Source organism: Flavobacterium bernardetii, from assembly GCF_011305415.1.
Classification (GTDB): Bacteria; Bacteroidota; Bacteroidia; order Flavobacteriales; family Flavobacteriaceae; genus Flavobacterium; species Flavobacterium bernardetii.
Genome location: NZ_JAANOQ010000003.1, coordinates 201184 through 221530, shown reverse-complemented (window position 1 = coordinate 221530; position 20347 = coordinate 201184). Strand labels below are relative to the sequence as shown.

Below are 20347 nucleotides of genomic sequence, written 5' to 3'. Positions count from 1 at the left end.
AGCATGAAAAACATTGCATACATTTATTTAATAGCTTTTACTTTACTATTCGCATGTAATTCCGAAAAAAAAGAAAATATAATCGTAAAAAGTATTCCTCCTAAATTAACTGAAACAACACAAGAAAATGACGAAAAAATAATTTATGACGACAGGAGAGAAAGCTTAAAATTATTTATAAAAGACACAATAAAATCATCTAAATCATACTTTTTTTCAAACACTAAAACTAAAGATTTATTTCAGCTTACTATCATGCCTGGCTTAGTTAAAAATTCAAAGTCTGAATTACAAATAAAAAATGCAGAAAACAAAGTAATTTATTCTCAAACATTCGATTCTTTTTATTTTATTAGAGAAATTTATGACCCAGAAACTACCCCTACAACTGGTGGTCAAAAAGCTTATGAAGAGTATGTTGCTAATTATTGGAAAACATTGACACCTAAACAATTTGAAAATTTTTTCAATAAAAATGTAAAAGATTTTTTTGGTCATATTTCCTTTTTTGAGAAAGAGGACTATAAAGACATCCTTTCAACTGAAGAAATAATTAATGATGATTTTTTACAAGAAGTTAAAGCTGATTCTACTATCCTATTAATTAATGTTACCTGTTTTGATTGTGATGAAGGAGGAATGGCAATGGGATATTCTCAAAAACAAAAAAAAGTTGTAACTGTATCGGAGCATGATTAAATTATATATCTCGATAACCCACACATGCAAAATTGAATACACAATGAGCTTGTGCCACATAAAACCAAACTAATCACATATGAATTTCCAAAAAATTTTAATCGTTATTACGTTATTAACTGTATCGCAAAATTGTTTTTCAAATGAAAAACTTTCAAAAGATTTAGATAATGATAATATAAAAGACCAGATAATTTTTGATAAGAAAAATGCACAAATAATTTGCAAGTTATCAACGCAAAATTTTTTACCAATTAGAAGTCAAAAATTGGAATATTTGAATGATACTGCAGGAATTCAATCGACAAAAAATGGGTTTCAATTTTACAATCATTCTATGAGATTAGGGTATTATTGTCAATTTAGATATAACCCAACTGAAAAAAAAATTGAACTGATTGGAATGAGCAGATACAATCTAGGTAATGTAATGCAAGATGGTAGTGGAGAATCAAGTGTAAATTTATTAACTAAAAAATATATTGGTGAGTGGATTCGTTTCAATGAAAAAGCTCAAAAACACGTTAAACTACCAACAATATATAAACCATATAATATTGATAAAGTTTATTTAGAAGGTTTCAGTGTGAAACAACCTGATGATTTTGTTGCTTTTTGCGACAATCTAAGAAACAAAATTGTATATAAATAAACAATCTGCTACGCAAAGTCTCTCAGCTTTGCTCTTTTCTAAATTTAAAAAACAAAAACCACCTAAAGAAATTATGATAAGCAAAAATAAAATTACAATTTGTTTGATTTACTTATTGATAATTTCTTGTAGTGATAAGAAAGAAAGCAATAGCAATCTATTAAAAACTAGAGAAAATGTTCAAGTAAATAATTTTTCTAATAGTAATAAAGATAACGTTTTATCAGACACCAATGAAGCTGATACTTTGTCAAGTACTTATGAAGAGAGTAATGACAATTCAGAAATTGGCTATGAAGTTATGGAAAATGAAAGTGTTGGTCAACTTAAGTATGGTTTATCGTTACAAAAAGTAATTGATTTATTTGGAAACCCTAGTAAAGAAACTAAAACTGAATTATGGACTGGTGATGGTGAATATCATCAAACAATCAAATACTTTGAAGAAGGAATCGAACTTGATGTGATTGGCGAATCAGAAACTCAAAAAAAAGTAAATATGATTACTATATCCAAACCATCTAAGCTCAAAACTTTAAAAAATATTGGAATAGGAAGTGATTATAATGATGTTGAAAATGCATATAAAGATCAAATAGCTACAGATTTTTCAGATAAAGAATCTATTGTCGTTGGTTCAATATATGGTGGTTTAATCTTTACTTTAAAAAACAATAAAGTAGCATCCATTTTTATTGGATCTGCTTCCGAATAAATAACCTACAACGCAGATTTACTTCGTTAGTTCATCTAAAGCCTTGATATAATCCGACAAACTAAATCCTGAAAGTTCTATTTTCAGGATTTTTAGTTTGTAGGTTTTTTTGTATGTTTGCAATCCTCTAATAAAATGGAGATATAACTACTCTTTTTAGAATGTAGTTGCTCAATAAAAAAGGCAACAGCTAAGCTATAAATGAAGTTAACATAAACCTTAAAATAACAAACAAAAAATCATGAAACGAATTTGCAACATTAAAATAAAACTGATACTAATCATTTTTCTACTTCTTTCAAGTATAAATATATACTCCCAATGTTGGAATAAAGTGCAAGGTGGTCATTGGAACTCTTTTGGATTAAAAAATGACGGGACGCTTTGGGGTTGGGGAGATAATGATTATAGACTTCCAACAACATCGAATATTCCTTTACAAATTGGTAATGACTCCAATTGGACAAATATTTCAACTTCATATTGGTATACACTTTTACAAAAGTCAAATGGAACATTATGGGGTTGGGGTGGTGACCCATTTGGAAACGGAATAAACTATAGTGATATTCCAACACAAATTGGTACATCAAATGATTGGGTAAAATTTGAAGCAGCTATATATCATTCTTTAGCTATAAAATCAGATGGTACGCTATGGACTTGGGGGAGAAACCAAAATGGTCAACTTGGGGATGGAACAAATACATTTAAATATTTACCAACACAAATAGGTACATCTACAAACTGGACTCAAATATCAGGAGGAGATAGACATTCACTTGCAATTAAATCTGATGGTACTTTATGGGCATGGGGCGCTAACGATTTTGCTCAACTTGGTAATGGCACAACAACTGCAACAAATGCCCCAATACAAATAGGCACAGCAACCAATTGGGCTAAAGTTGAAGCTGGAGAATTATGCTCTTTTGCAATTAAAACTGATGGAACATTATGGGCTTGGGGTTATAATTATTTTAGTCAATTGGGAAATGGAAACACTCAAACCTTAGTAGTTCCTACACAAATTGGAACTTCAACAAATTGGGGTAATGTAATTTCTGGTCATTCCCATACATTAGCCACTGACAATAATGGTAAATTATATTCGTGGGGAAATAACAGTAATGGACAATTAGGAGGTGGAGGAAACAATAGTACACCTGTTAACAATGACATAGATTGGAATACGATAAGTGTTGGCTATACACATTCATTAGTGGAAAAAAACGATGGCTCAGTTTGGGTTTTTGGAGAAAATTACTTTGGTCAATTAGGAAATGGAATTTCTATAGATTTATGGACTCCAACCGTTATTAGTTGTCCTACTACTTCATTATCAATTGAAGATTTTGATACTAGTCAATTAAAAATTTATCCAAACCCAAGTAACAACATAATTAATATTGAAAATAATAAATATCAAATAAAAAAAATAGAATTATATGATGTAACAGGTAGACTCCTAAAAACAGAAATAGTAAATACAAATAATTTTATTTTAAATATTTCAGATTTAGAGAAAGCAACTTTTATTTTAAAAATTCAAACTGAAAATAATTCACAAACTATAAAAATAATTAAAAACTAAAAACAGAGAACTATCTGATAACAGCAGTTATAAGAAATTGAGTTTTAACACCCGATAGCTCAATTTTGCAATCCGCACCACAACAAAAAATCCTGAAAGTTTCTATTTTCAGGATTTTTGTTTTGTAGGAAGTTATGTATATTTGGAAACCTTAAATAAGTTAGCCAAAATCTTATGAGAAAAACATTTTATTATATAGTCCTATTAATTATAACTCTTTCTTGTTCAGAGAAAAAGACGCCATCAGAAAATAGCAACCTTAAAAATAGTAAATCTGATACGGTTTTAAAAACAGAAGAAATTAATCAATTGGAAGACAATTCTGATTGTGTTTTTGAAGATGATTACAAAAAAGTAACAGAAGATTGGCTAAATGATCTTGAAATCAAAAAATATGTTTGGGATCCAAAAACTAACAAAGCAATCGTAATCTATAATGGAGATACTTTAACTTTATATAGAGGTGGCTGTAACCATTTTATAAGTTCCGTAGAATTTAAAACAGCTATTTACCCAAATAAAACACTCGACACTACTCTATTAAGAAAAATTAAGGAGGTAGCCTGTAAATTTAAATTTGACAATTATTGCAAAAAACTTAGTGAAGGTTTGTATAAAAAAACAGAAAATAGTAATTCATCATTTTTTTTAGAATTTGAAGATGATAATACGGAAGACAATTTATTTTTTAATGGGATTCAAATTATAGAAAAAGAAAAAAGAACAAGTATTAACATATCTGAATATTACAATTAACACCCACTACGCAAAGTCTCCCACCTTTGAACAATAAACAACTTAGCAATAATTATAAAATAACAAAATGAAAATCCAAATTTCTATTATTACCCTCTTGTTTTTCATCAGTTGTAAAAAAACCGATACGAAACAAGCGACTCAAAATACCGAAAATAAAACCCAAAGCGTAATCAAATCAAAAGACACACGCAATAAAGAGAAAGTAGAATTTGAAAAATATTCCGCATCTGGAATTATTATCTATCAAAACAATAGATTATTTGACGAAAACCTAAAAGCAATAGGTCAACTCTATTCCAAAGGATTTGAAAAAGTGCAGATTTTAGAAAGATCTAAAAAGATGTATAATCTAGAAAACAGCTCTGAATATTGCGAAAAAGCCTATTTCATAAAAATAAGATACAACAACCAAGATTGCATCGTATTCGGAAAAGACGTTTATGAAATCGATATGAAACAAAAATTTTCATTTCAAGACCCAAATGGCGACCAACTATCCTTATTTCCTGTGACAAATTTCGAAATGGGCGCCTCAGATGATGATGGTTTAACGGGTTGCGATGATTATAGCTTTTTAATAATTGAAAATAAAAACAAGCGAACTTTTACTTCTATAAAGTATCCTACAAACGGAACTAATGATAAAATCAAAAAACTAGAAAAAGCAGTATTAATTCATGACGAAGGTGCTAATGAAGAAATACAAAGTGTGGCTACAAAAAAGGATACTTTAGTTATTGCCATGAAAGCAACCTATCAAGAAGGCGGAAGCACATTCAATTTAAAAACAACATTTAAAGACCATTTCTCAAAATCTATCATAACAGACAAAATTATTTTTGAAGAATGACTTTGAGAGTTTTTGTTTTTAGAATTTTGTTTTTGTAGGATTTTTTAGTTTGTGAGAATTTTTGTAGGTTTGGGAAGAGCTAAACAAAACTTCCATAAACAATCTTTTTTAGAAAGATTGTCGAAATAAAATTTGGTATATATACAAATTGGTAGTAATGTTACTATGAATAATTTTCAAAATAAAGATTATTTAAATCAAATTTTTATTAAAAATACAATTATTGAAATTTAATTAAATAAATACTATTTTTGTAATGTAAAATTTATAAAATGGATAATGAATTAATAGATCATTACGACGAAATTGAAGGAGAAGAAACTTTAAGTAATGAAGCAAAAGAAAAATTAAATAAAACTGAAACTTCAGAAGACAATCCATACCCATATGAGAATATAAATATTGGAAGAGATAATTTCTCTGCATTTCAATTATACAGAAAATACAAGGACAACATAATAAAATTAGACCCTGATTTTCAACGAGAAAGCAACGTTTGGAATCCAAAACAAAAATCTGAACTTATAGAATCTATATTAATTGGTATACCATTACCAATTTTTTATGTTAAACAAGATAAAAAAGGGAATTTAATTTTAATAGATGGTAGACAAAGACTTTCAACTATTTTCGATTATATGGATAATAAATTTTCTTTATCAGGCTTAAAAATATTATCAAAATTTAATGGTTTTCTTTTCAAAGGAAAAGATGAAGATGATGAAAAATCATTGAAAAGTATTTACAGAGGGAAAATTGAAGACGTTAACTTGACTCTTCATATTATCAAAGAACCAACACCCGAAAAACTAACTTATGATTTATTTGATAGAGTTAATCGTGGAGGAACACGATTAAACAATCAAGAAATGAGAAATGCAATCTACCAAGGTAGTTCAACCCTATTTTTAAAAACTTTAAGCAAATTAGAGAGCTTTAAGAATGTAACAGAGACTATTTCTCCATCAAGAATGAAAGATCGATATTTAATATTAAGGTTTGTTGCCTTTTATTTATGGAGAAAAAAAATAACTATTGATTTTAATAATAGAAATCCATTAGATTATAAAAGTGATTTAGAGGACTTTTTAGCCAAAACTATGGATTTTCTTAATTCTAAAGAATTTGAAGTAAAAGATCTTGAATTAAAAAGTGAAGAAATATTAACGCTAACTGTTAATAATAACGAGATTTGTTTAAAAGATAACAATGAAATATTTGTTATAAAATCAGATTTAATATTTTCAAATATTCAAATTTCATTTGAAAAGGCAATGAAAAACATTCTAAATTTATTTGGAAATAATAGTTTCAGATTACCTAAAAAAGAAGGTGGTACGTTAAGACCAATAAATATGGCATTATTTGAAGTTATTACCTATTTTTTTATTGAACTTGAAGATGAATTTGACGAAAAAAGAAAAATAATATTAGATGAGTATAATAAATTGATTAATAATGAATTATTCAAAATCACTAACAAAGAAGATGATGATTTTGTTGGAAGTTTGACCTATACTGTTGATAGTAATAAGTCGGTTATCAAAAGATTCACCATAATTGAGAAAAAAATTAAATATATAAAGGAAGAATGTTAAAAAAACTAAACATATCAAATTTTAAATGCTTTAACGAAGTATCTATTTCTTTTGGAAAGATTACGCTTTTTAGCGGAACTAATTCATCTGGAAAGTCCTCAGCCATTCAAGCATTATTATTAATAGATAACTCATCACAAAATACAAATTCACAACTCAATAGCGATTGGTTGGACCTAGGTTCCTTCGAAGAAGCAAGGAATTTCATTACAAGAGCTGAATCATTTTCAATAGAACTTGAAACAAATGACAATGCTAAAAGTAGTTTTACATATAGTGAAAAAGAAAAAATTGGATTTCCAATTACAAATTTCAATCACATTTTACTCAAATTTAATTATCTATCTGCTCATAGAGTTGGTCCACAAAATTTTTACTCTAAAAACTTTGATTCAAAAAACATTATAGGAAAAAAGGGAGAGTTTTTAATTGATTTATTAAATCAAAATAAAACATTTAACGTTGAAAAATCAAGAATTATTACCGAAGATAGTTACACACTAGAATATCAAGTAAATTATTGGTTAAAAAAAATACTAAATGTTAAACTAGATGTGCAGGATTTAGGCATTACAAATTTGGTTTCAGCAAGTTATTCGTTTAATGATAATAAAATGGTTAGACCATACCATGTTGGAGCTGGTATTAGTTACATTGTAGGTATTATTATTTTAGGTCTTTATATTGACAAAGAAAGTGTTTTAATTATAGAGAATCCAGAAATACATTTACATCCAAAAGCACAATCAGATTTAGCTGATTTCTTTTGTTTTATAGCAAACGCTGGGGTTCAAATTATTATTGAAAGTCATAGTGACCACATCTTCAATGGTATACGAAAATCTGTATTTAACAAAACTATTTCAAATGAAGATGTTAAAATTCATTTTTTTAGTATGAATGATGAAAATTTATCTCAAAATAATTTAATTGAACTCTCTGAAAGAGGAAAAATTTTGAACTATCAAAAAGGGTTATTTGATCAATTTGATAATGATTTAGACATACTTTTAGGGTTATAATATGGAAATTTTAATAAACGAATTATCTTTACATGGTCAATTCAATAATATTGAAGAATTCATTAATACTTCTTTAAATAAATTTGTAAAAATATATTCACTACTTGAAAAACAAAATATTTATCCATTAAAAAATTATAACTTTTACAATTTAAATATTACACAAAATCAGACTTTTAATTTTTTACTAACATTAAAAGATATAAATGGTGTTTCTGATGAAGTAAGAAAATTTAAAATGATAGCTGATAAATGTATAAATGAACCTTATTGGGAAAATAATTTAAAACATAATCCAAATGATATTTTCACTTGGAAAAATGAAGTTGTTTCAAACACTTCATTAGCAGAGGCATATATTCGAGATTCTTCATTAGTTTCTTTTATTCCATCACCATTTGATATTAATTCAATAGAGATAATAAATAATGATATTTCTAAAAATGTATTAAATTTTTATGATGATTTAGAATTAGCAAAATACTTATACAATAATAATAAAATGACTTTTCATCAATTTTGTATTGTGTTTTTTAGAGATTCTAAATTATGTTTTGATATGGTAAATCAGAAAGAATCTTTTGATTTAATAATTGATAAAAATGATGAAATTGAGTTTTTAAATTCATTTAAATTATTTACAGAAATGAATTGGCCTGATATTTTAGCACAAGGAGGTAAAGGAAAAAATAAAACAGGATTGGCATTTGAGCAATATCATGACCAAAATTATTTCAAAAATTATTCACCACCTAATGAGATTTGTAAATTTAGATGTTCACAGAAGTTTAGAACATACGGTTACAGAAAAAATGAAATATTCCATGTTTTAGTATTCGATTTAACACATAAATTGAGTGATTAAAATACCGACTTTGAGCTTTATTAAAACATAAAACCAAAAAGAGCACCAATCCCTTGATGCTCTTTTTTATTTCTACTTTTCCAAACCTTTTATTTTTTTTTCTAAAGTTGTTTTTAAAATCTCAAGATTTTCCTTTTTTAGCTGGAGTTCCGTTAAAGCATACAAATCATGTTGTTTTAAGGTTCTTATCGCTCGCGATCGGATGCCTTTTTCAAATGAATCGATTGGATGCTTCTCTTCTTGGTTTTCTATAAACTCGGCGACTTCTAACGCTGCAAAACATTCTTTTCTGATGTTTTCAATTCTAGCAATTTCTTTGGCAATCTTATACTGTTTGATTTTAATGGTAGTATAATCATATTGTAATTTATGTTGTAGCTTTTCAAGTTCTGCTTTTTCAAATTGTTGTCGCGCTTCTGAAAGAGGCTTCTCTTTTTTTAAATGTTGCAATAAAGCTGTTAATTTGATTGTGCCATTTAGAGGCAAACTTCTTTTACCACTTACAACCATTGACCAAAGTCCCCTACTTACACCAAAATATATTGCCGCTTCCACTTGGGATAATCCTAAGATGTTTTTTAATGTAGTATGATTTTTCATTTGTTGCATTTTTTTCAAATATAACGATTTACAACAAATTTTGTTGCAAATTTTAAAAAATTATTATTTGCAACAAAAATTGTTGCGATATTTATAAAAAAAATATTTTGCAACATGAAATATAATTATCTTGTTTATCCTATTTAGTATAAGAAAATCTGCTACTCAAAGTCTCCCGACTTTGAGCTATCAATAAATTTAAAAAAAAATGTAAGTTCAAAGTCAGGAGACTTTCCACAACATATTAAAACAAATAAAGAGTATCAATTTCATGATGCTCTTTTTAGTATATTTGTAACCATCAGTAATAAAAAAACCTTTAAAATAATTATAAAAAACAAAAACATGAGCCGATTCAAATTAATAGTAGCACTATTTATTTTCCTTCCTAATTTTATCTTTTCACAAGATGTAAAGGAATATACTAATGTAAAAACAGCAACCAGCGAAGTAAAAGTTCCAGGAAAATGGGAAACATTAAATACTATGGACGATTCAGGTCAAACCTATTTAAAAAATAATGATGGCGTAATAATTGCAATTGCTCAAAACCCTAAAAAAGCTTATCCTTTTTTTAATAGTAAGAAATCAGCTTATGAAAACGTAAAATTATTTTATACTTGGGATTCCGATTATAGAAAAGAAATGAAATCCAAAACAGATAAGATTCAAGAAAACGCTAAATCAGAATATGTAATTTGGAAATATAATGATGGAAAATTGGATAATGTATTCCTATTCGGTACAGTTAAAGATAATTTCTTAAACCTACTAGTTTACACAGACAAATGGACGGAAGCAGAAAAGATATCTTTTTTAGAAAATTTGTATAAACTAAATAAGTAACGCCATACAACAGTTACAAAAAGTATAAAACGAAAAAAGAGCATCAATAACTTGATGCTCTTTTTTGTTTGTTGTGGCCTTGCTCCTACTGGATTGACTTCATCCTTCCAGCAAAGCTCCGCTTTGAAATCTAAAAGTCATAAAAAAAACGACTAAGTAAAACTTGTCGTTTTTTTTGTGCCTTTCAGCTTTTTTGTGACCTTGTCTGGATTCAAACCAGAAACCTCTTGAGCCGTAATCAAGTGCGCTATTCAGTTGCGCCACAAGGCCTTATTTTTGTGAGTGCAAATATAGGAATAAATCCATTCCTTCCAAATGTTTTTTAATAAAAAAATAAATAAAAAAACATGGGTGATATCATTCTATTGTAAATCAACATTCTGTATCTTTAACTTATCAACATAAACTAATTAAGAACATATGAAAATTGAAGATTTTCTCAGAGATATTCCTGATTTCCCAAAAGAAGGGATTCTTTTTAAAGACATTACTCCACTATTATTGAGTCATGAAGCAACAAAATTATGTTTGGACACTTTAGTTAGTACTCTAAAAGACAGAAAAATTGATAAAGTAATTGGAGTGGAAAGTCGAGGTTTTTTCTTCGGAACGCTTTTGGCTCAAAAATTAAATGCAGGATTTGTACCTGTTCGTAAACCCAAAAAATTACCTTATAAAACCATTTCTGCTTCTTACGCTTTAGAATATGGAACCGATAGTCTTGAAATACATATTGATGCTATCCAACCTGGTGATAAAGTACTTATCCACGATGATGTATTAGCCACTGGCGGAACTGCTGAAGCCGTTTGTAAATTAGTAGAACAATTAGGTGGTGAAATTGTACAAGTAAATTTTCTAATGGAATTGTCTTTTTTAAACGGAAGAAACAAATTAACTGGAAAAGAAATATTTGCTGCTATTACTTATTAGTTTCATCTAAAGCTTTACAAGTAATAAAGTAGCGCCAAGCAATTATTGCTTTTTGTAATTTGGTAGCTTTCGCTAAATCAAGACGTTGCTTGGAATAACTTGGCAAAAGGGCTTTATTAATTTTGGCTATTATTTTAAACATTCTTTTTTTGTTTGGCGCAAAACTAATAAAAAAAATCCCATATCGTTGTTAAAACAATATGGGATTTTGAACTTTACAATATAATAACTTCTATTTATCGTCGCTAATATAGGTTTTGTTACCATTTTTATTGATGTAGTATCTTCCACCTCTTGGTCCAGTAAATACTTTTTTACCATTATAAGTTCCAGTAACTTTGTCTGCTACTTTTTTCTCTGCTGCTTTTGAAGCTGGAGTTTCTTTCACATCTTCTTTAATTTCAGCTGGTGTTTTTTTCTTTACTTTGGTTTTAGCTACTGCTTTGCTAGTCTCGGTTTTTGCTGCTGCTTCTGCTTTATTTCCGGCTGCTTTTGCTTTTCCTGCTGCCGATTTAGCCGCTCCAGTTGCAGAGGCACTATTTTCTTTTGCTTTAGCTGCCTTTGCTTTTGCCGCAGCTTTCGCTTTGTCTGATTTTGCTTTATCCGCTTTTAATTTATCTGCAGTCTCCTTGGTTTCTTTCGCTTTTTTATCAGCTACTTTGGCTCTTGCATCTGTTTTTTCTTTTGTTGCTTTCGCTTTTGTTGCTTCTTTTTTAGCTGTTGCTTCCATTTTCTCTTTGGCTACTTCAGCTTCTTTTTTAGCTTTTGCTTTTTTCTCTTTTGCTACTCGCTCTTTTTTCGCTTTTTCAATTTGAGCTCTTTTTTCACCAGCAGATGTTTCTTGAGCTATTGCTCCATAAGACAACATCAATGACAAACATAATAAAAGGATTTTCTTCATAGTTCTGTTTTGTTTTAGTTTTAATGTTAAATAATTTTATGAATTCTGTTAATAGGTATAATCACCCCTTTTTTTAAAATCACTTCATCTGCTGTAATTCCCCAAACCGTGGTTTCTGTAACTCTTTTAGAAGATTCATCTTCAAAAAAGATTTTAATTTTTAAATGTTCTAAGTTTCCTAATGTTAAAGCACGTTCTAAATCAGATTTACGTTGAATTACATCATCTCTATCCGACATGACATCTTTATGCGGAAATTTCAAAGAAGCAACTTCTTCTTTTTCAATTAGTTGAAAATCGCTCATAATAATAATTTTTTAAGTTAGTTTGGTTAAGTTATATAAAGTTACTCTTTTTTATATTTATGAACAAATGTAAATCCTAAAAATTAAATATTTTCTTTCGTATGTAGCTGATTATTGTATTTTATTGGTCATGCGTTATAGTCTATCTTTATTGGTGTTTATCTCAGTAATATATTTCCCATCGGTTTTCGATGATTTACAATTGCAAGCAAACTTATTTTTTGTGGCTATTTCAAAAATAAACCTTAATTTTGCCCTACTATGCAAAAGATTATAAACATATTAAACAAACGAGCACGATTCGACTATGAAATCATAGACAAATATGATGCTGGTATTGTATTGACTGGAACGGAAATTAAATCGATACGTTTAGGAAAGGCTTCTATTGCGGAAAGTTTTTGCGAATTTAACGAACAAACCGAATTATTCCTTATTAATGCGACAATTGAAGAATATGCTTTTGGTACGCATTATAACCACAAAGCGAAAAGTGAACGAAAATTACTTTTAAATAAAAAAGAGCTTAAAAAACTAGATAAAGATTCGGATAATAAAGGTTTAACAATCGTTCCGTTGAAATTATATACGAATGAAAAAGGGTTCGCAAAAGTAGAAATTGCATTATGCAGAGGTAAGAAAAACTACGACAAACGTGAAACCATGAAAGAAAACGATACCAAACGTGATATTGCCCGAATTAAGAAAGAATTTAGGTAATTTGGGATTTACGATTTGGGATTTACGAAGTATTCATAAAAAAGCCAAAATTTTCAAATGAAAATTTTGGCTTTTTTATGAATAACAAACACTTAGAATTTAAACAGTTAGTAATTTCATGTTAATTTTTTATTATAAATAGAAAAAATTATTTAAAAAAGATAATAATTCAAATTCATTTAACTAAATTTGAGATACCTACCGTTAATTTTTCAAAATTGACATAAAAATTCGTAAATGGCAAACAATTCTTTTACCTATCAAGAATTAGAAAATCAGATTGTAGAGCTAAAAAGACAAAATGAAATTCTAAAATTACATTCTTTTATACAGAAAGAAAAAAGAAGAGAATATTATTACACTAGTATTCTTAATAATATTGGTGACCCTGTTTTTGTAAAAGATGATCAGAGCAGATTGCTTATGGTTAATGATGCTTTTTGTGAAATTTTTAACCTTCAAAGAGAGCAAATTATTGGAAAAACCCTTTCGGAAGACGTATCTCCAGAAGAACGAGACATCTTCTTAAAAATTGACAAACAAGTTCTTGAAAATGGAATTGAAAATATAAACGAAGAAACTTTAACAGTTCGTGGAGGAGAAACTCGAATAATTTCTACAAAAAAAACACGATTTCTTGATGCAGATAATAAAAAGTATCTCGTTGGAGTTATTCATGATATTACAGATCGAAAAAAAACAGAAAATTCACTAAAAGAGCTTATCGCAACAAAAGATAAACTTTTTTCAATTGTAGCTCATGACTTAAGAAGCCCTTTTAACAGTATCATTGGATTTTCAGAATTGTTAATAGAAAACAGTAATGATATTTTGTTAGAAGATTCAGAACAGTATATTAAAATTATAAATTCTTCAGCAAAAAACACACTTATTTTACTAGATAACTTATTAAATTGGGCAAAATCTCAAACAGGACAACTGAGTTTTAACCCTGAAAAAATTCTTTTCTCAGAAGTAGCTCAAGAAATAATAACACTTTCAAAAAATATTGCAAAATCAAAAAATATTGCATTAGAATGTTCTTGTACAGATAATTTAGAAATTTATGTTGATGTAAATATGTTAAATACAGTATTAAGAAATCTAATTTCAAATGCTATTAAGTTTACCAATGTTGGTGGCCACATTAAAGTTAGTGCAGCTTCAAAACAAGATCATGTTGAAATTACAATTTCTGACAATGGAATTGGTATCCCTAAAGAAAAGTGTAATGAACTTTTTAGTATTGCTTCAAATACAACAACACTTGGAACTGCAGACGAAAATGGATCGGGATTAGGATTAGTACTTTGTAAAGAATTTATACAGAAAAACAACGGAGACATTTGGGTTGAAAGTGAAGAAAACAAAGGAAGTAATTTCATATTTACCTTACCGATTTACAAATCATAAAAACAATACCAAACGAGATGTTGCCAGAATTTAGAAAGAGTTTAGGTAAATAAGGGATAAGGCAAAAGTTATAAGGCAAAATAAAAAAGCCAGAATTTCTAATGAAATTCTGGCTTTTATTTAAGGCACTTCGATACGCTTAACAGTTTAACACTCAAAAATACGAATGAAAACTTTTTACTTTTGCCTTTTGCCTTTTTACTTCTTTCCTATAACTCCTTTATCTTTTTGTAAATCGGTTTTAAGCTTTTCCAAATCAGTTTTGGTTTTTTCTAATTCCTTTTTTAAGTTTTCTAAATCCGATTTAGTGTCATCATTCAAATTATATTTTTTCTCAATCTTCATTTTTCCTGATTGGTTTGGTGTTCCGCTTCCGAAATTCTCTGAGAAAATCATGGTATTTCCTTTTCCATCAGAATATTTCTTAGTTACGGTTCCGTTTTCATCGGTTTTTTCTTCTTCTAATTTCATATCTGGATTGTCGCCTAACATTTCACCATCTTTAAAAGTAAACGATTTGAAATTTCCACCACCTAAAGAATCCATTGAAAATCCTTTTTGTAATTCTTTTAACTTTTCTAAATCGATAGTATTATTGTCCATTAAACCTTTAAACATATCGTTATTAAACATTCCGTCGAAACCATTCATATCGAAACCATTTCCTAAACCTGCAAAACCGTTTCCAAAAATATCATTTCTTTTATCGCCAGATTGAATATTGATTAGACCTTTTCCAGTTCCATCGAATTGTTTTGTGATAGAAATTGGATTAATCGGTTTATCAGAACCTACATTATAATTTCCTGAATTGCCATCTTTGTCTTTATAAGCGATTTTAATAGCCGTAATTTCTTTTTTGTCGTTACGCTTCACACCTGTGAAAGAAACTTCAAAATCGAACTTCTTAGCATCTGATTCGTCTTGTTTCAATTGTGCGTCGGTCATCGCTTTGTCAATTCGCAACTCGAAACTATTGTTTTTGGGTTGAGACAATTGCTGTAAGCGGTTGTTTTGAGCAAAAGTTGGATTTGGCAAAAAGGTTATTGCACTTGCCAATACTAATCCTTGAAATAACATTTTAGCGTTCATAATATTTATTGTTTATAATTTTCTTGTCCAAAAATATAATTTTTATGAAAATGAAATTTTAAAATTTTGTTAATTAACGGGTTTTAACAAAAAAATAGCTTGAGATTTTATTCTCAAACTATTTCTTAAATTTTAATTTAACTTTTAATTTTTATTTTTTTTTAGATTTAATTTTTAATTGGTTTTTACCGCCAATTTCTTTCATAATAAAAACATCTTCAATTCCATCATCGTTAATTTGTTCGTATTTAACTTCTTTATTATCTGAATTTTTAGCTATAATTTTAATTGCAATTATTTCCTTTTTATTGTTTCGTTTTATATCGGAAAATTTCACACTTACATTTTCTTCTTCAACAATTGATAATCTGGAAATTAGTTCATTATCAGTATCATTCTTTGTAATATATGCTACCTTAAAATTACTGATATTCTTTCCTTCTTTCATTTTATGTTCAAAGAAACCTATTTGGCCTTTTCCATTTTCATCTGTATCAACAGAAAAATGAATAGGATCTATTGGTTCGTCACCAATTACTTCATGATCGCCATTATTTCCTTTATTGTCATTGTATGAAATTTTAATTGCGATAATTTCATTTTTTTCATTTCTCTTAATATTTGAAAACGTGAAATCTATGTTATGATCTTTTTTTAAAGATGCTGCGTCATTTTTCATTTCATCATCTGTTGAAAATTTATTTGTTACATAACCAATACCAATAGCTACAGCTGAATCTACAACTGCAATATTCTTATCTTGATATGTAGATTTAAATTTAACCGACTTTTTCTCTTGTGCAATAACTTCTACCTGAAAAAGGTAAATAAACCCTGCAATAATTGGAAGAATTAATGCCATTTTCCAAATGTTTTTTCTGTTTGATTTGTTTGTGTTTAACATAATGATTCGTTTTTTGATTGATGATTGATTAAATGTATTAATGATTGAAATATTTGATGCTTGTGTGGTGATTTTCAACATGGTTTTCTGATACACCGTTCTATCCGAAACTTGTTGAATAGCAAAACTATCTGCTAAAAATTCTAAATTTTGAACGATACTTTTTCGATAGAACCAAACGATTGGATTGAACCAAAATAAGATAATAAAAAACTGCGCTAACAATGTATCGAAACTGTGTTTTTGCATAGAATGTGCTTCTTCATGTTTGATTATGTTTTGTAATTCAATTGGATTGATGAGTTCCGAATTGAAAACTATATAATTAAAGAATGAAAAAGGCGTGTGCACTAAATTCGTGTTGATATAAACCAATTTATCTCTCTTTTCCGAATTGGAAACTTTGATGATTTTAAACAATTTGAAAAAATCGAATACTGTTTTAATCAAAAACCCAAAACAGATCATTCCGTATACCAAAAACAAGATTTCTTGATTCGTTAAAATGGGTTCTTGCACAATTTCATTAGTGGCAGTTACTGCATGAAAAAATTGGTTGTCAATTGAATTTTTTACTTCGTAATATTCAATTTTAGTAAAAGTTACAAAAGGTAATACTAATGAAACGAATAATCCTGAAAGCAAAAACCATCTCGAATGTTTGTAAAAGGTTTCTCTAGAAAGTGCCAATTGGTAAACCAAATAAAACAATACAACTAAAGCATTGACTTTTAAAATGTAGATGAAAACCGTTTCCATACCTATTTCTTTTTCTCGATGATATTTAAAATCTCACGAAGTTCGTCTGCTGATATTTTTTCTTCTTCAGCAAAAAACGAAACCAAATTTTTGTATGAATTACCAAAGTAATTCTGAATAGCCGTTTTCATAAAGGTTTTTCTGTATTCTTCAATATCCACAGTTGGATGATATTGATGCGTATTTCCATACACATTATAAGAAACATATCCCTTTTCTTCTAAATTTCTGATAATTGTAGAAAGTGTGTTGTAGTGTGGCTTGTCATCCGTAAACTCTGCCAAAACATCTTTTACAAAAGCTTTTTTTAGCTTCCATAAAATGTGCATCACTTCTTCTTCCTTGTTGGTTAACTTTTGCATAACTATAATTTTGTTATACAAACCTATAACTATATTTTTAGTTACGCAACTATTTTTATAGTTATTTAACTATTTTTAACGTTTAGTTTTTCTTTTTCAACTAAATTATACACGTAAATTCCAATTAAAGTTCCAATAAAACCAAGCGTTCCCATAACTAACCAATTGGTTTGATAACCATATTTGTCAATAATAGTCATTCCTATTTTAGCACTTAAGATATGCGCTAAACTATAACTCATAGCAAAAATTGCCATGTATCGACCTTGATGATGTTTGGGAGCACGACTCAAAGCAAACGCGTTGGAAAACGGAAAGTTGAACATTTCTGCGAAGGTCATGAACAACATCATAATTAATAAAATTCCTGCCCAAGTGTTTACTAACATTAAGAATAAACTAATGGTCATTAAGAAACAACCCAAAATAATTACTTTTAATTTATCTTTTTTATTCTTTTCGATATAGTTCACAATTGGCATTTCTAAAAAGAAAACCAACACACCGTTTAAGGTTAATAATAATCCTGTTTGAAGTTCGGTTAACCCGAATTGTTCTCTGTGATAAATTGGAATAGTCGTAAACAATTGAAAAAACATAATTCCAACAATTAAGGTTGAAGCTAAAAACAACCAATATATTTTATCTTTAAAAACCGATTCTACCAAAACATCACCAGGATGTTCTTTATCTAAATACGTAGATTTTTTCTTCTCTTTTACTTTAATCCAGAATATTAAAATTGCAATTATACAAGTCAATCCGTCAACCCAAAATAACCCTTTATAACCGATATTCATAATAATCAATCCGCCTAAAGCTGGTCCAGCGGCAAATCCTAAATTAATAGCTAAACGAACTAAAGTTAGCGCTCGAGTTCTGTTTTCTGGCTTCGCATATGCGCCCAAAGAAACGAACATTGCTGGTCGAAACATATCAGAAACCGTCATGATTAGGAACATACTAATACATAAACCGTAAAATGAAGTAACAAATCGTAATCCAAAAAACATCAGACCACTAACTAGTAAACTAAATATCATAATTTTATAAAACCCAATGGTATCTGATAGCTTTCCACCTAACCAAGAACCTAACATAGAACCTATACCAAAAAAGACCATAATGGTTCCCACTTGCGATAACGAAAAATGTAAATCTTCGTGCAAGTATTTGGACAAGAATGGTAAAACCATAGTTCCAGCTCTATTGATAAAAGTAACAAGTGTTAGTATCCAAACCTCACGAGAAAAACCCTGAAAGTTAGAAATGTAGTTGCGAAATGCTTTCTGAATCATAATAAAATATCTGATACAAATTTAGACAAATAACTTGTTAAAATGTGTTATTTTTGTGAAAACAATTATATGCAATTTGTTAATTTACATACTCATTTTTACACGAATTCTGATTCGATTTTAGAAATTGTAAATCAATATCCGAATGAATTTTCAGAAGAAATTCCGCTATATTCTATCGGAATTCACCCTTGGCATATCAACGAAGAGCGTTTGAATGATGATTTAAAAATTATTAAAGAAAAACTTTCACTAAACGAATGTATTGCATTGGGGGAATGCGGATTAGATAAACGTATAGATAAAATCTATAGTGCACAAACAGACGTTTTTGAGTCGCAACTTGACCTTTTACACGAAATTTCAAAGCCTGTAATCTTGCATTGCGTCGCTTCATTTGACGAAGTAATTTCATGTAAAAAAAACAGCGGACTCACCTCCCCTTTTATCATTCATGGGTTTTCAAAAAATGTTCAAGTGGCTAGGCAATTATTGAATCAGGATTTCTATTTATCTTTTGGAAAATACTTACTTCGAAATCCAGAATTAGGAGAAGTGTTTCAACAAATCCCGAATGAAAAAATTTTCTTAGAAACAGATACAATTGCGGAAAGTTTGGAAGAAGTTTATACTTTTGCAGCAAAATGTAAAAACATCTCTATTGAAGAAATGAAGGAAATTGTTTGGAAGAATTACCAAACCGTTTTTAAATAAAAAGTAAAAGTTATGGCAAAGTGGCAAGAAAGAGCAGAGTTATTATTTAAAGAAGAAGGCTTAAATAGATTAAAAAATTCCAACGTATTAGTTGTGGGTTTAGGTGGCGTTGGTTCGTTTGCCGCTGAATTTTTAGTACGTGCAGGCGTAGGCAAAATGACAATTGTGGATGGTGATACTGTTGATATCACAAATATTAACCGACAATTACCTGCTTTACATAGTACAGTTGGTGAACCAAAAGTTAAAATAGTTGGAGATAGGTTAATGGACATCAATCCAGAATTGAGCCTAATCAGAGTAGAAGAATTCTTATCTCCAGAACGCGCCACTGAGATTGTAACGCCTGAATTTGATTACGTTTTAGACTGCATTGATAGTTTAACTCCAAAAATTAACCTTTTAGTTGCCGCTAAACGCAAAAAAATAAAGGTAATAAGCAATATGGGTGCTGGTGGTAAATTTGACGTGAATAAAGTTGTGGTTAGAGATATTAGCAAAACAGAAGTTTGTCCATTAGCAAAAAATATCAGAAAAAGATTAAAAAAGGCTGGAATAAACAAAGGCGTAAAAGCTGTCTATTCGATAGAGCATCCTGACGCTTCAAGTTTGAAGACTACAGACGGCTCTAACTTTAAAAAATCGTTTTACGGTACGAATAGTTGGATGCCAGCACTTTTTGGCTTACACGCCGCAGAAACGGTCGTAAAACACTTGATTAAGGAATAAAAAAGAAAACCTAACAA

23 protein-coding genes and 1 tRNA gene are annotated in these 20347 nt (G+C 28.8%); 15 read left to right on the top strand and 9 right to left on the bottom strand.

Annotated elements, in window-relative coordinates; translation table 11 throughout:
* Positions 1-3: 3 nt before the first annotated feature.
* The 9 genes from G6N05_RS08035 (at position 4) to G6N05_RS07995 (ending at position 8754) form a co-directional block, all read left to right on the top strand.
* Positions 4-699, top strand: coding sequence for a hypothetical protein (locus tag G6N05_RS08035; protein WP_166126456.1), 696 nt, complete (start codon positions 4-6; stop codon positions 697-699).
* 79 nt (positions 700-778) lie between these two features.
* Complete coding sequence (locus tag G6N05_RS08030; RefSeq protein WP_166126453.1) at positions 779-1351, top strand: hypothetical protein; 573 nt, start codon at positions 779-781, stop codon at positions 1349-1351.
* Between the two features lie 73 nt (positions 1352-1424).
* Positions 1425-2066 (top strand): hypothetical protein, encoded by a 642-nt coding sequence (locus tag G6N05_RS08025; protein WP_166126450.1) that lies wholly within the window; start codon positions 1425-1427, stop codon positions 2064-2066.
* Between the two features lie 241 nt (positions 2067-2307).
* Positions 2308-3660 (top strand): RCC1 domain-containing protein, encoded by a 1353-nt coding sequence (locus tag G6N05_RS08020; protein WP_166126447.1) that lies wholly within the window; start codon positions 2308-2310, stop codon positions 3658-3660.
* Positions 3661-3834: 174 nt separating this feature from the next.
* Positions 3835-4416 carry a hypothetical protein gene (locus tag G6N05_RS08015; protein WP_166126444.1) on the top strand — a complete coding sequence of 194 codons (582 nt, stop codon included), beginning with the start codon at positions 3835-3837 and terminating at the stop codon, positions 4414-4416.
* A gap of 67 nt (positions 4417-4483) precedes the next feature.
* Complete coding sequence (locus G6N05_RS08010) at positions 4484-5269, top strand: hypothetical protein (protein WP_166126442.1); 786 nt, start codon at positions 4484-4486, stop codon at positions 5267-5269.
* A gap of 272 nt (positions 5270-5541) precedes the next feature.
* Positions 5542-6867 carry a DUF262 domain-containing protein gene (locus G6N05_RS08005; RefSeq protein WP_166126440.1) on the top strand — a complete coding sequence of 442 codons (1326 nt, stop codon included), beginning with the start codon at positions 5542-5544 and terminating at the stop codon, positions 6865-6867.
* Positions 6861-7889, top strand: a complete 1029-nt coding sequence (locus G6N05_RS08000; RefSeq protein WP_166126437.1) for an AAA family ATPase — start codon at positions 6861-6863, stop codon at positions 7887-7889. Before G6N05_RS08005 ends, G6N05_RS08000 begins: the two co-directional genes overlap by 7 nt.
* A 1-nt stretch (position 7890) precedes the next feature.
* Positions 7891-8754: a hypothetical protein gene (locus tag G6N05_RS07995; protein WP_166126435.1), complete on the top strand. Its 864-nt coding sequence runs from the start codon at positions 7891-7893 to the stop codon at positions 8752-8754.
* 72 nt (positions 8755-8826) lie between these two features.
* Here G6N05_RS07995 and G6N05_RS07990 read toward each other — a convergent pair whose 3' ends face one another.
* Positions 8827-9372, bottom strand: a complete 546-nt coding sequence (locus G6N05_RS07990; protein WP_166126433.1) for a hypothetical protein — start codon at positions 9370-9372, stop codon at positions 8827-8829.
* A gap of 327 nt (positions 9373-9699) precedes the next feature.
* Here G6N05_RS07990 and G6N05_RS07985 point away from each other — a divergent pair, with 327 nt between their 5' ends.
* Entirely contained in the window at positions 9700-10200 is a 501-nt protein-coding gene (locus G6N05_RS07985) for a hypothetical protein (protein ID WP_166126431.1), read from the top strand.
* Between the two features lie 196 nt (positions 10201-10396).
* Here the strand turns inward: G6N05_RS07985 and G6N05_RS07980 are convergent.
* A tRNA-Arg gene (locus G6N05_RS07980) sits at positions 10397-10470 on the bottom strand.
* A 150-nt stretch (positions 10471-10620) separates the two neighbouring features.
* On the opposite strand from G6N05_RS07980, the gene G6N05_RS07975 reads away from it, so the two are divergent.
* Positions 10621-11133, top strand: a complete 513-nt coding sequence (locus tag G6N05_RS07975; RefSeq protein ID WP_166126428.1) for an adenine phosphoribosyltransferase — start codon at positions 10621-10623, stop codon at positions 11131-11133.
* Here G6N05_RS07975 and G6N05_RS07970 read toward each other — a convergent pair.
* From G6N05_RS07970 to G6N05_RS07960, 3 genes are all read right to left on the bottom strand, one after another.
* Positions 11123-11275: an SsrA-binding protein gene (locus tag G6N05_RS07970; protein WP_166126426.1), complete on the bottom strand. Its 153-nt coding sequence runs from the start codon at positions 11273-11275 to the stop codon at positions 11123-11125. The two genes, G6N05_RS07975 and G6N05_RS07970, sit on opposite strands and share 11 nt — an antisense overlap.
* Before the next feature lie 90 nt (positions 11276-11365).
* Entirely contained in the window at positions 11366-12034 is a 669-nt protein-coding gene (locus G6N05_RS07965) for a hypothetical protein (protein ID WP_166126423.1), read from the bottom strand.
* A gap of 26 nt (positions 12035-12060) precedes the next feature.
* Positions 12061-12339, bottom strand: a complete 279-nt coding sequence (locus G6N05_RS07960; RefSeq protein WP_205729748.1) for a hypothetical protein — start codon at positions 12337-12339, stop codon at positions 12061-12063.
* A 261-nt stretch (positions 12340-12600) separates the two neighbouring features.
* Between G6N05_RS07960 and smpB the strand changes: the two genes are divergently transcribed.
* Complete coding sequence (smpB, locus tag G6N05_RS07955; protein ID WP_166126420.1) at positions 12601-13059, top strand: SsrA-binding protein SmpB; 459 nt, start codon at positions 12601-12603, stop codon at positions 13057-13059.
* Between the two features lie 237 nt (positions 13060-13296).
* Positions 13297-14472, top strand: coding sequence for a PAS domain-containing sensor histidine kinase (locus G6N05_RS07950; protein ID WP_166126417.1), 1176 nt, complete (start codon positions 13297-13299; stop codon positions 14470-14472).
* Between the two features lie 198 nt (positions 14473-14670).
* Here the strand turns inward: G6N05_RS07950 and G6N05_RS07945 are convergent, their stop codons facing one another.
* The 4 genes from G6N05_RS07945 to G6N05_RS07930 form a co-directional block, all read right to left on the bottom strand.
* On the bottom strand, positions 14671-15564 hold the full coding sequence (locus G6N05_RS07945) for a hypothetical protein (RefSeq protein WP_166126414.1): 894 nt from the start codon (positions 15562-15564) through the stop codon (positions 14671-14673).
* Between the two features lie 151 nt (positions 15565-15715).
* Positions 15716-17227: a M56 family metallopeptidase gene (locus tag G6N05_RS07940; RefSeq protein WP_166126411.1), complete on the bottom strand. Its 1512-nt coding sequence runs from the start codon at positions 17225-17227 to the stop codon at positions 15716-15718.
* Between the two features lie 2 nt (positions 17228-17229).
* Positions 17230-17589 carry a BlaI/MecI/CopY family transcriptional regulator gene (locus tag G6N05_RS07935; RefSeq protein WP_166126409.1) on the bottom strand — a complete coding sequence of 120 codons (360 nt, stop codon included), beginning with the start codon at positions 17587-17589 and terminating at the stop codon, positions 17230-17232.
* Between the two features lie 65 nt (positions 17590-17654).
* A complete protein-coding gene (locus G6N05_RS07930; protein WP_166126407.1) occupies positions 17655-18887 on the bottom strand; it encodes an MDR family MFS transporter in 1233 nt (410 codons plus the stop codon).
* 42 nt (positions 18888-18929) lie between these two features.
* On the opposite strand from G6N05_RS07930, the gene G6N05_RS07925 reads away from it, so the two are divergent.
* On the top strand, positions 18930-19601 hold the full coding sequence (locus G6N05_RS07925) for a TatD family hydrolase (RefSeq protein ID WP_262887789.1): 672 nt from the start codon (positions 18930-18932) through the stop codon (positions 19599-19601).
* Positions 19602-19613: 12 nt separating this feature from the next.
* On the top strand, positions 19614-20330 hold the full coding sequence (locus G6N05_RS07920) for a tRNA threonylcarbamoyladenosine dehydratase (protein WP_166126402.1): 717 nt from the start codon (positions 19614-19616) through the stop codon (positions 20328-20330).
* Positions 20331-20347 lie beyond the last annotated feature (17 nt).

Bases quoted from the DNA above. Each gene is read 5' to 3' on its own strand.
- G6N05_RS08035 (WP_166126456.1), top strand. From the start codon at position 4: ATGAAAAACATTGCATACATTTATTTAATAGCTTTTACTTTACTATTC.
- G6N05_RS08030 (WP_166126453.1), top strand. From the start codon at position 779: ATGAATTTCCAAAAAATTTTAATCGTTATTACGTTATTAACTGTATCG.
- G6N05_RS08025 (WP_166126450.1), top strand. From the start codon at position 1,425: ATGATAAGCAAAAATAAAATTACAATTTGTTTGATTTACTTATTGATA.
- G6N05_RS08020 (WP_166126447.1), top strand. From the start codon at position 2,308: ATGAAACGAATTTGCAACATTAAAATAAAACTGATACTAATCATTTTT.
- G6N05_RS08015 (WP_166126444.1), top strand. From the start codon at position 3,835: ATGAGAAAAACATTTTATTATATAGTCCTATTAATTATAACTCTTTCT.
- G6N05_RS08010 (WP_166126442.1), top strand. From the start codon at position 4,484: ATGAAAATCCAAATTTCTATTATTACCCTCTTGTTTTTCATCAGTTGT.
- G6N05_RS08005 (WP_166126440.1), top strand. From the start codon at position 5,542: ATGGATAATGAATTAATAGATCATTACGACGAAATTGAAGGAGAAGAA.
- G6N05_RS08000 (WP_166126437.1), top strand. From the start codon at position 6,861: ATGTTAAAAAAACTAAACATATCAAATTTTAAATGCTTTAACGAAGTA.
- G6N05_RS07995 (WP_166126435.1), top strand. From the start codon at position 7,891: ATGGAAATTTTAATAAACGAATTATCTTTACATGGTCAATTCAATAAT.
- G6N05_RS07985 (WP_166126431.1), top strand. From the start codon at position 9,700: ATGAGCCGATTCAAATTAATAGTAGCACTATTTATTTTCCTTCCTAAT.
- G6N05_RS07975 (WP_166126428.1), top strand. From the start codon at position 10,621: ATGAAAATTGAAGATTTTCTCAGAGATATTCCTGATTTCCCAAAAGAA.
- G6N05_RS07970 (WP_166126426.1), bottom strand. From the start codon at position 11,275: ATGTTTAAAATAATAGCCAAAATTAATAAAGCCCTTTTGCCAAGTTAT.
- G6N05_RS07965 (WP_166126423.1), bottom strand. From the start codon at position 12,034: ATGAAGAAAATCCTTTTATTATGTTTGTCATTGATGTTGTCTTATGGA.
- G6N05_RS07960 (WP_205729748.1), bottom strand. From the start codon at position 12,339: ATGAGCGATTTTCAACTAATTGAAAAAGAAGAAGTTGCTTCTTTGAAA.
- smpB (WP_166126420.1), top strand. From the start codon at position 12,601: ATGCAAAAGATTATAAACATATTAAACAAACGAGCACGATTCGACTAT.
- G6N05_RS07950 (WP_166126417.1), top strand. From the start codon at position 13,297: ATGGCAAACAATTCTTTTACCTATCAAGAATTAGAAAATCAGATTGTA.
- G6N05_RS07945 (WP_166126414.1), bottom strand. From the start codon at position 15,564: ATGAACGCTAAAATGTTATTTCAAGGATTAGTATTGGCAAGTGCAATA.
- G6N05_RS07940 (WP_166126411.1), bottom strand. From the start codon at position 17,227: ATGGAAACGGTTTTCATCTACATTTTAAAAGTCAATGCTTTAGTTGTA.
- G6N05_RS07935 (WP_166126409.1), bottom strand. From the start codon at position 17,589: ATGCAAAAGTTAACCAACAAGGAAGAAGAAGTGATGCACATTTTATGG.
- G6N05_RS07930 (WP_166126407.1), bottom strand. From the start codon at position 18,887: ATGATTCAGAAAGCATTTCGCAACTACATTTCTAACTTTCAGGGTTTT.
- G6N05_RS07925 (WP_262887789.1), top strand. From the start codon at position 18,930: ATGTGTTATTTTTGTGAAAACAATTATATGCAATTTGTTAATTTACAT.
- G6N05_RS07920 (WP_166126402.1), top strand. From the start codon at position 19,614: ATGGCAAAGTGGCAAGAAAGAGCAGAGTTATTATTTAAAGAAGAAGGC.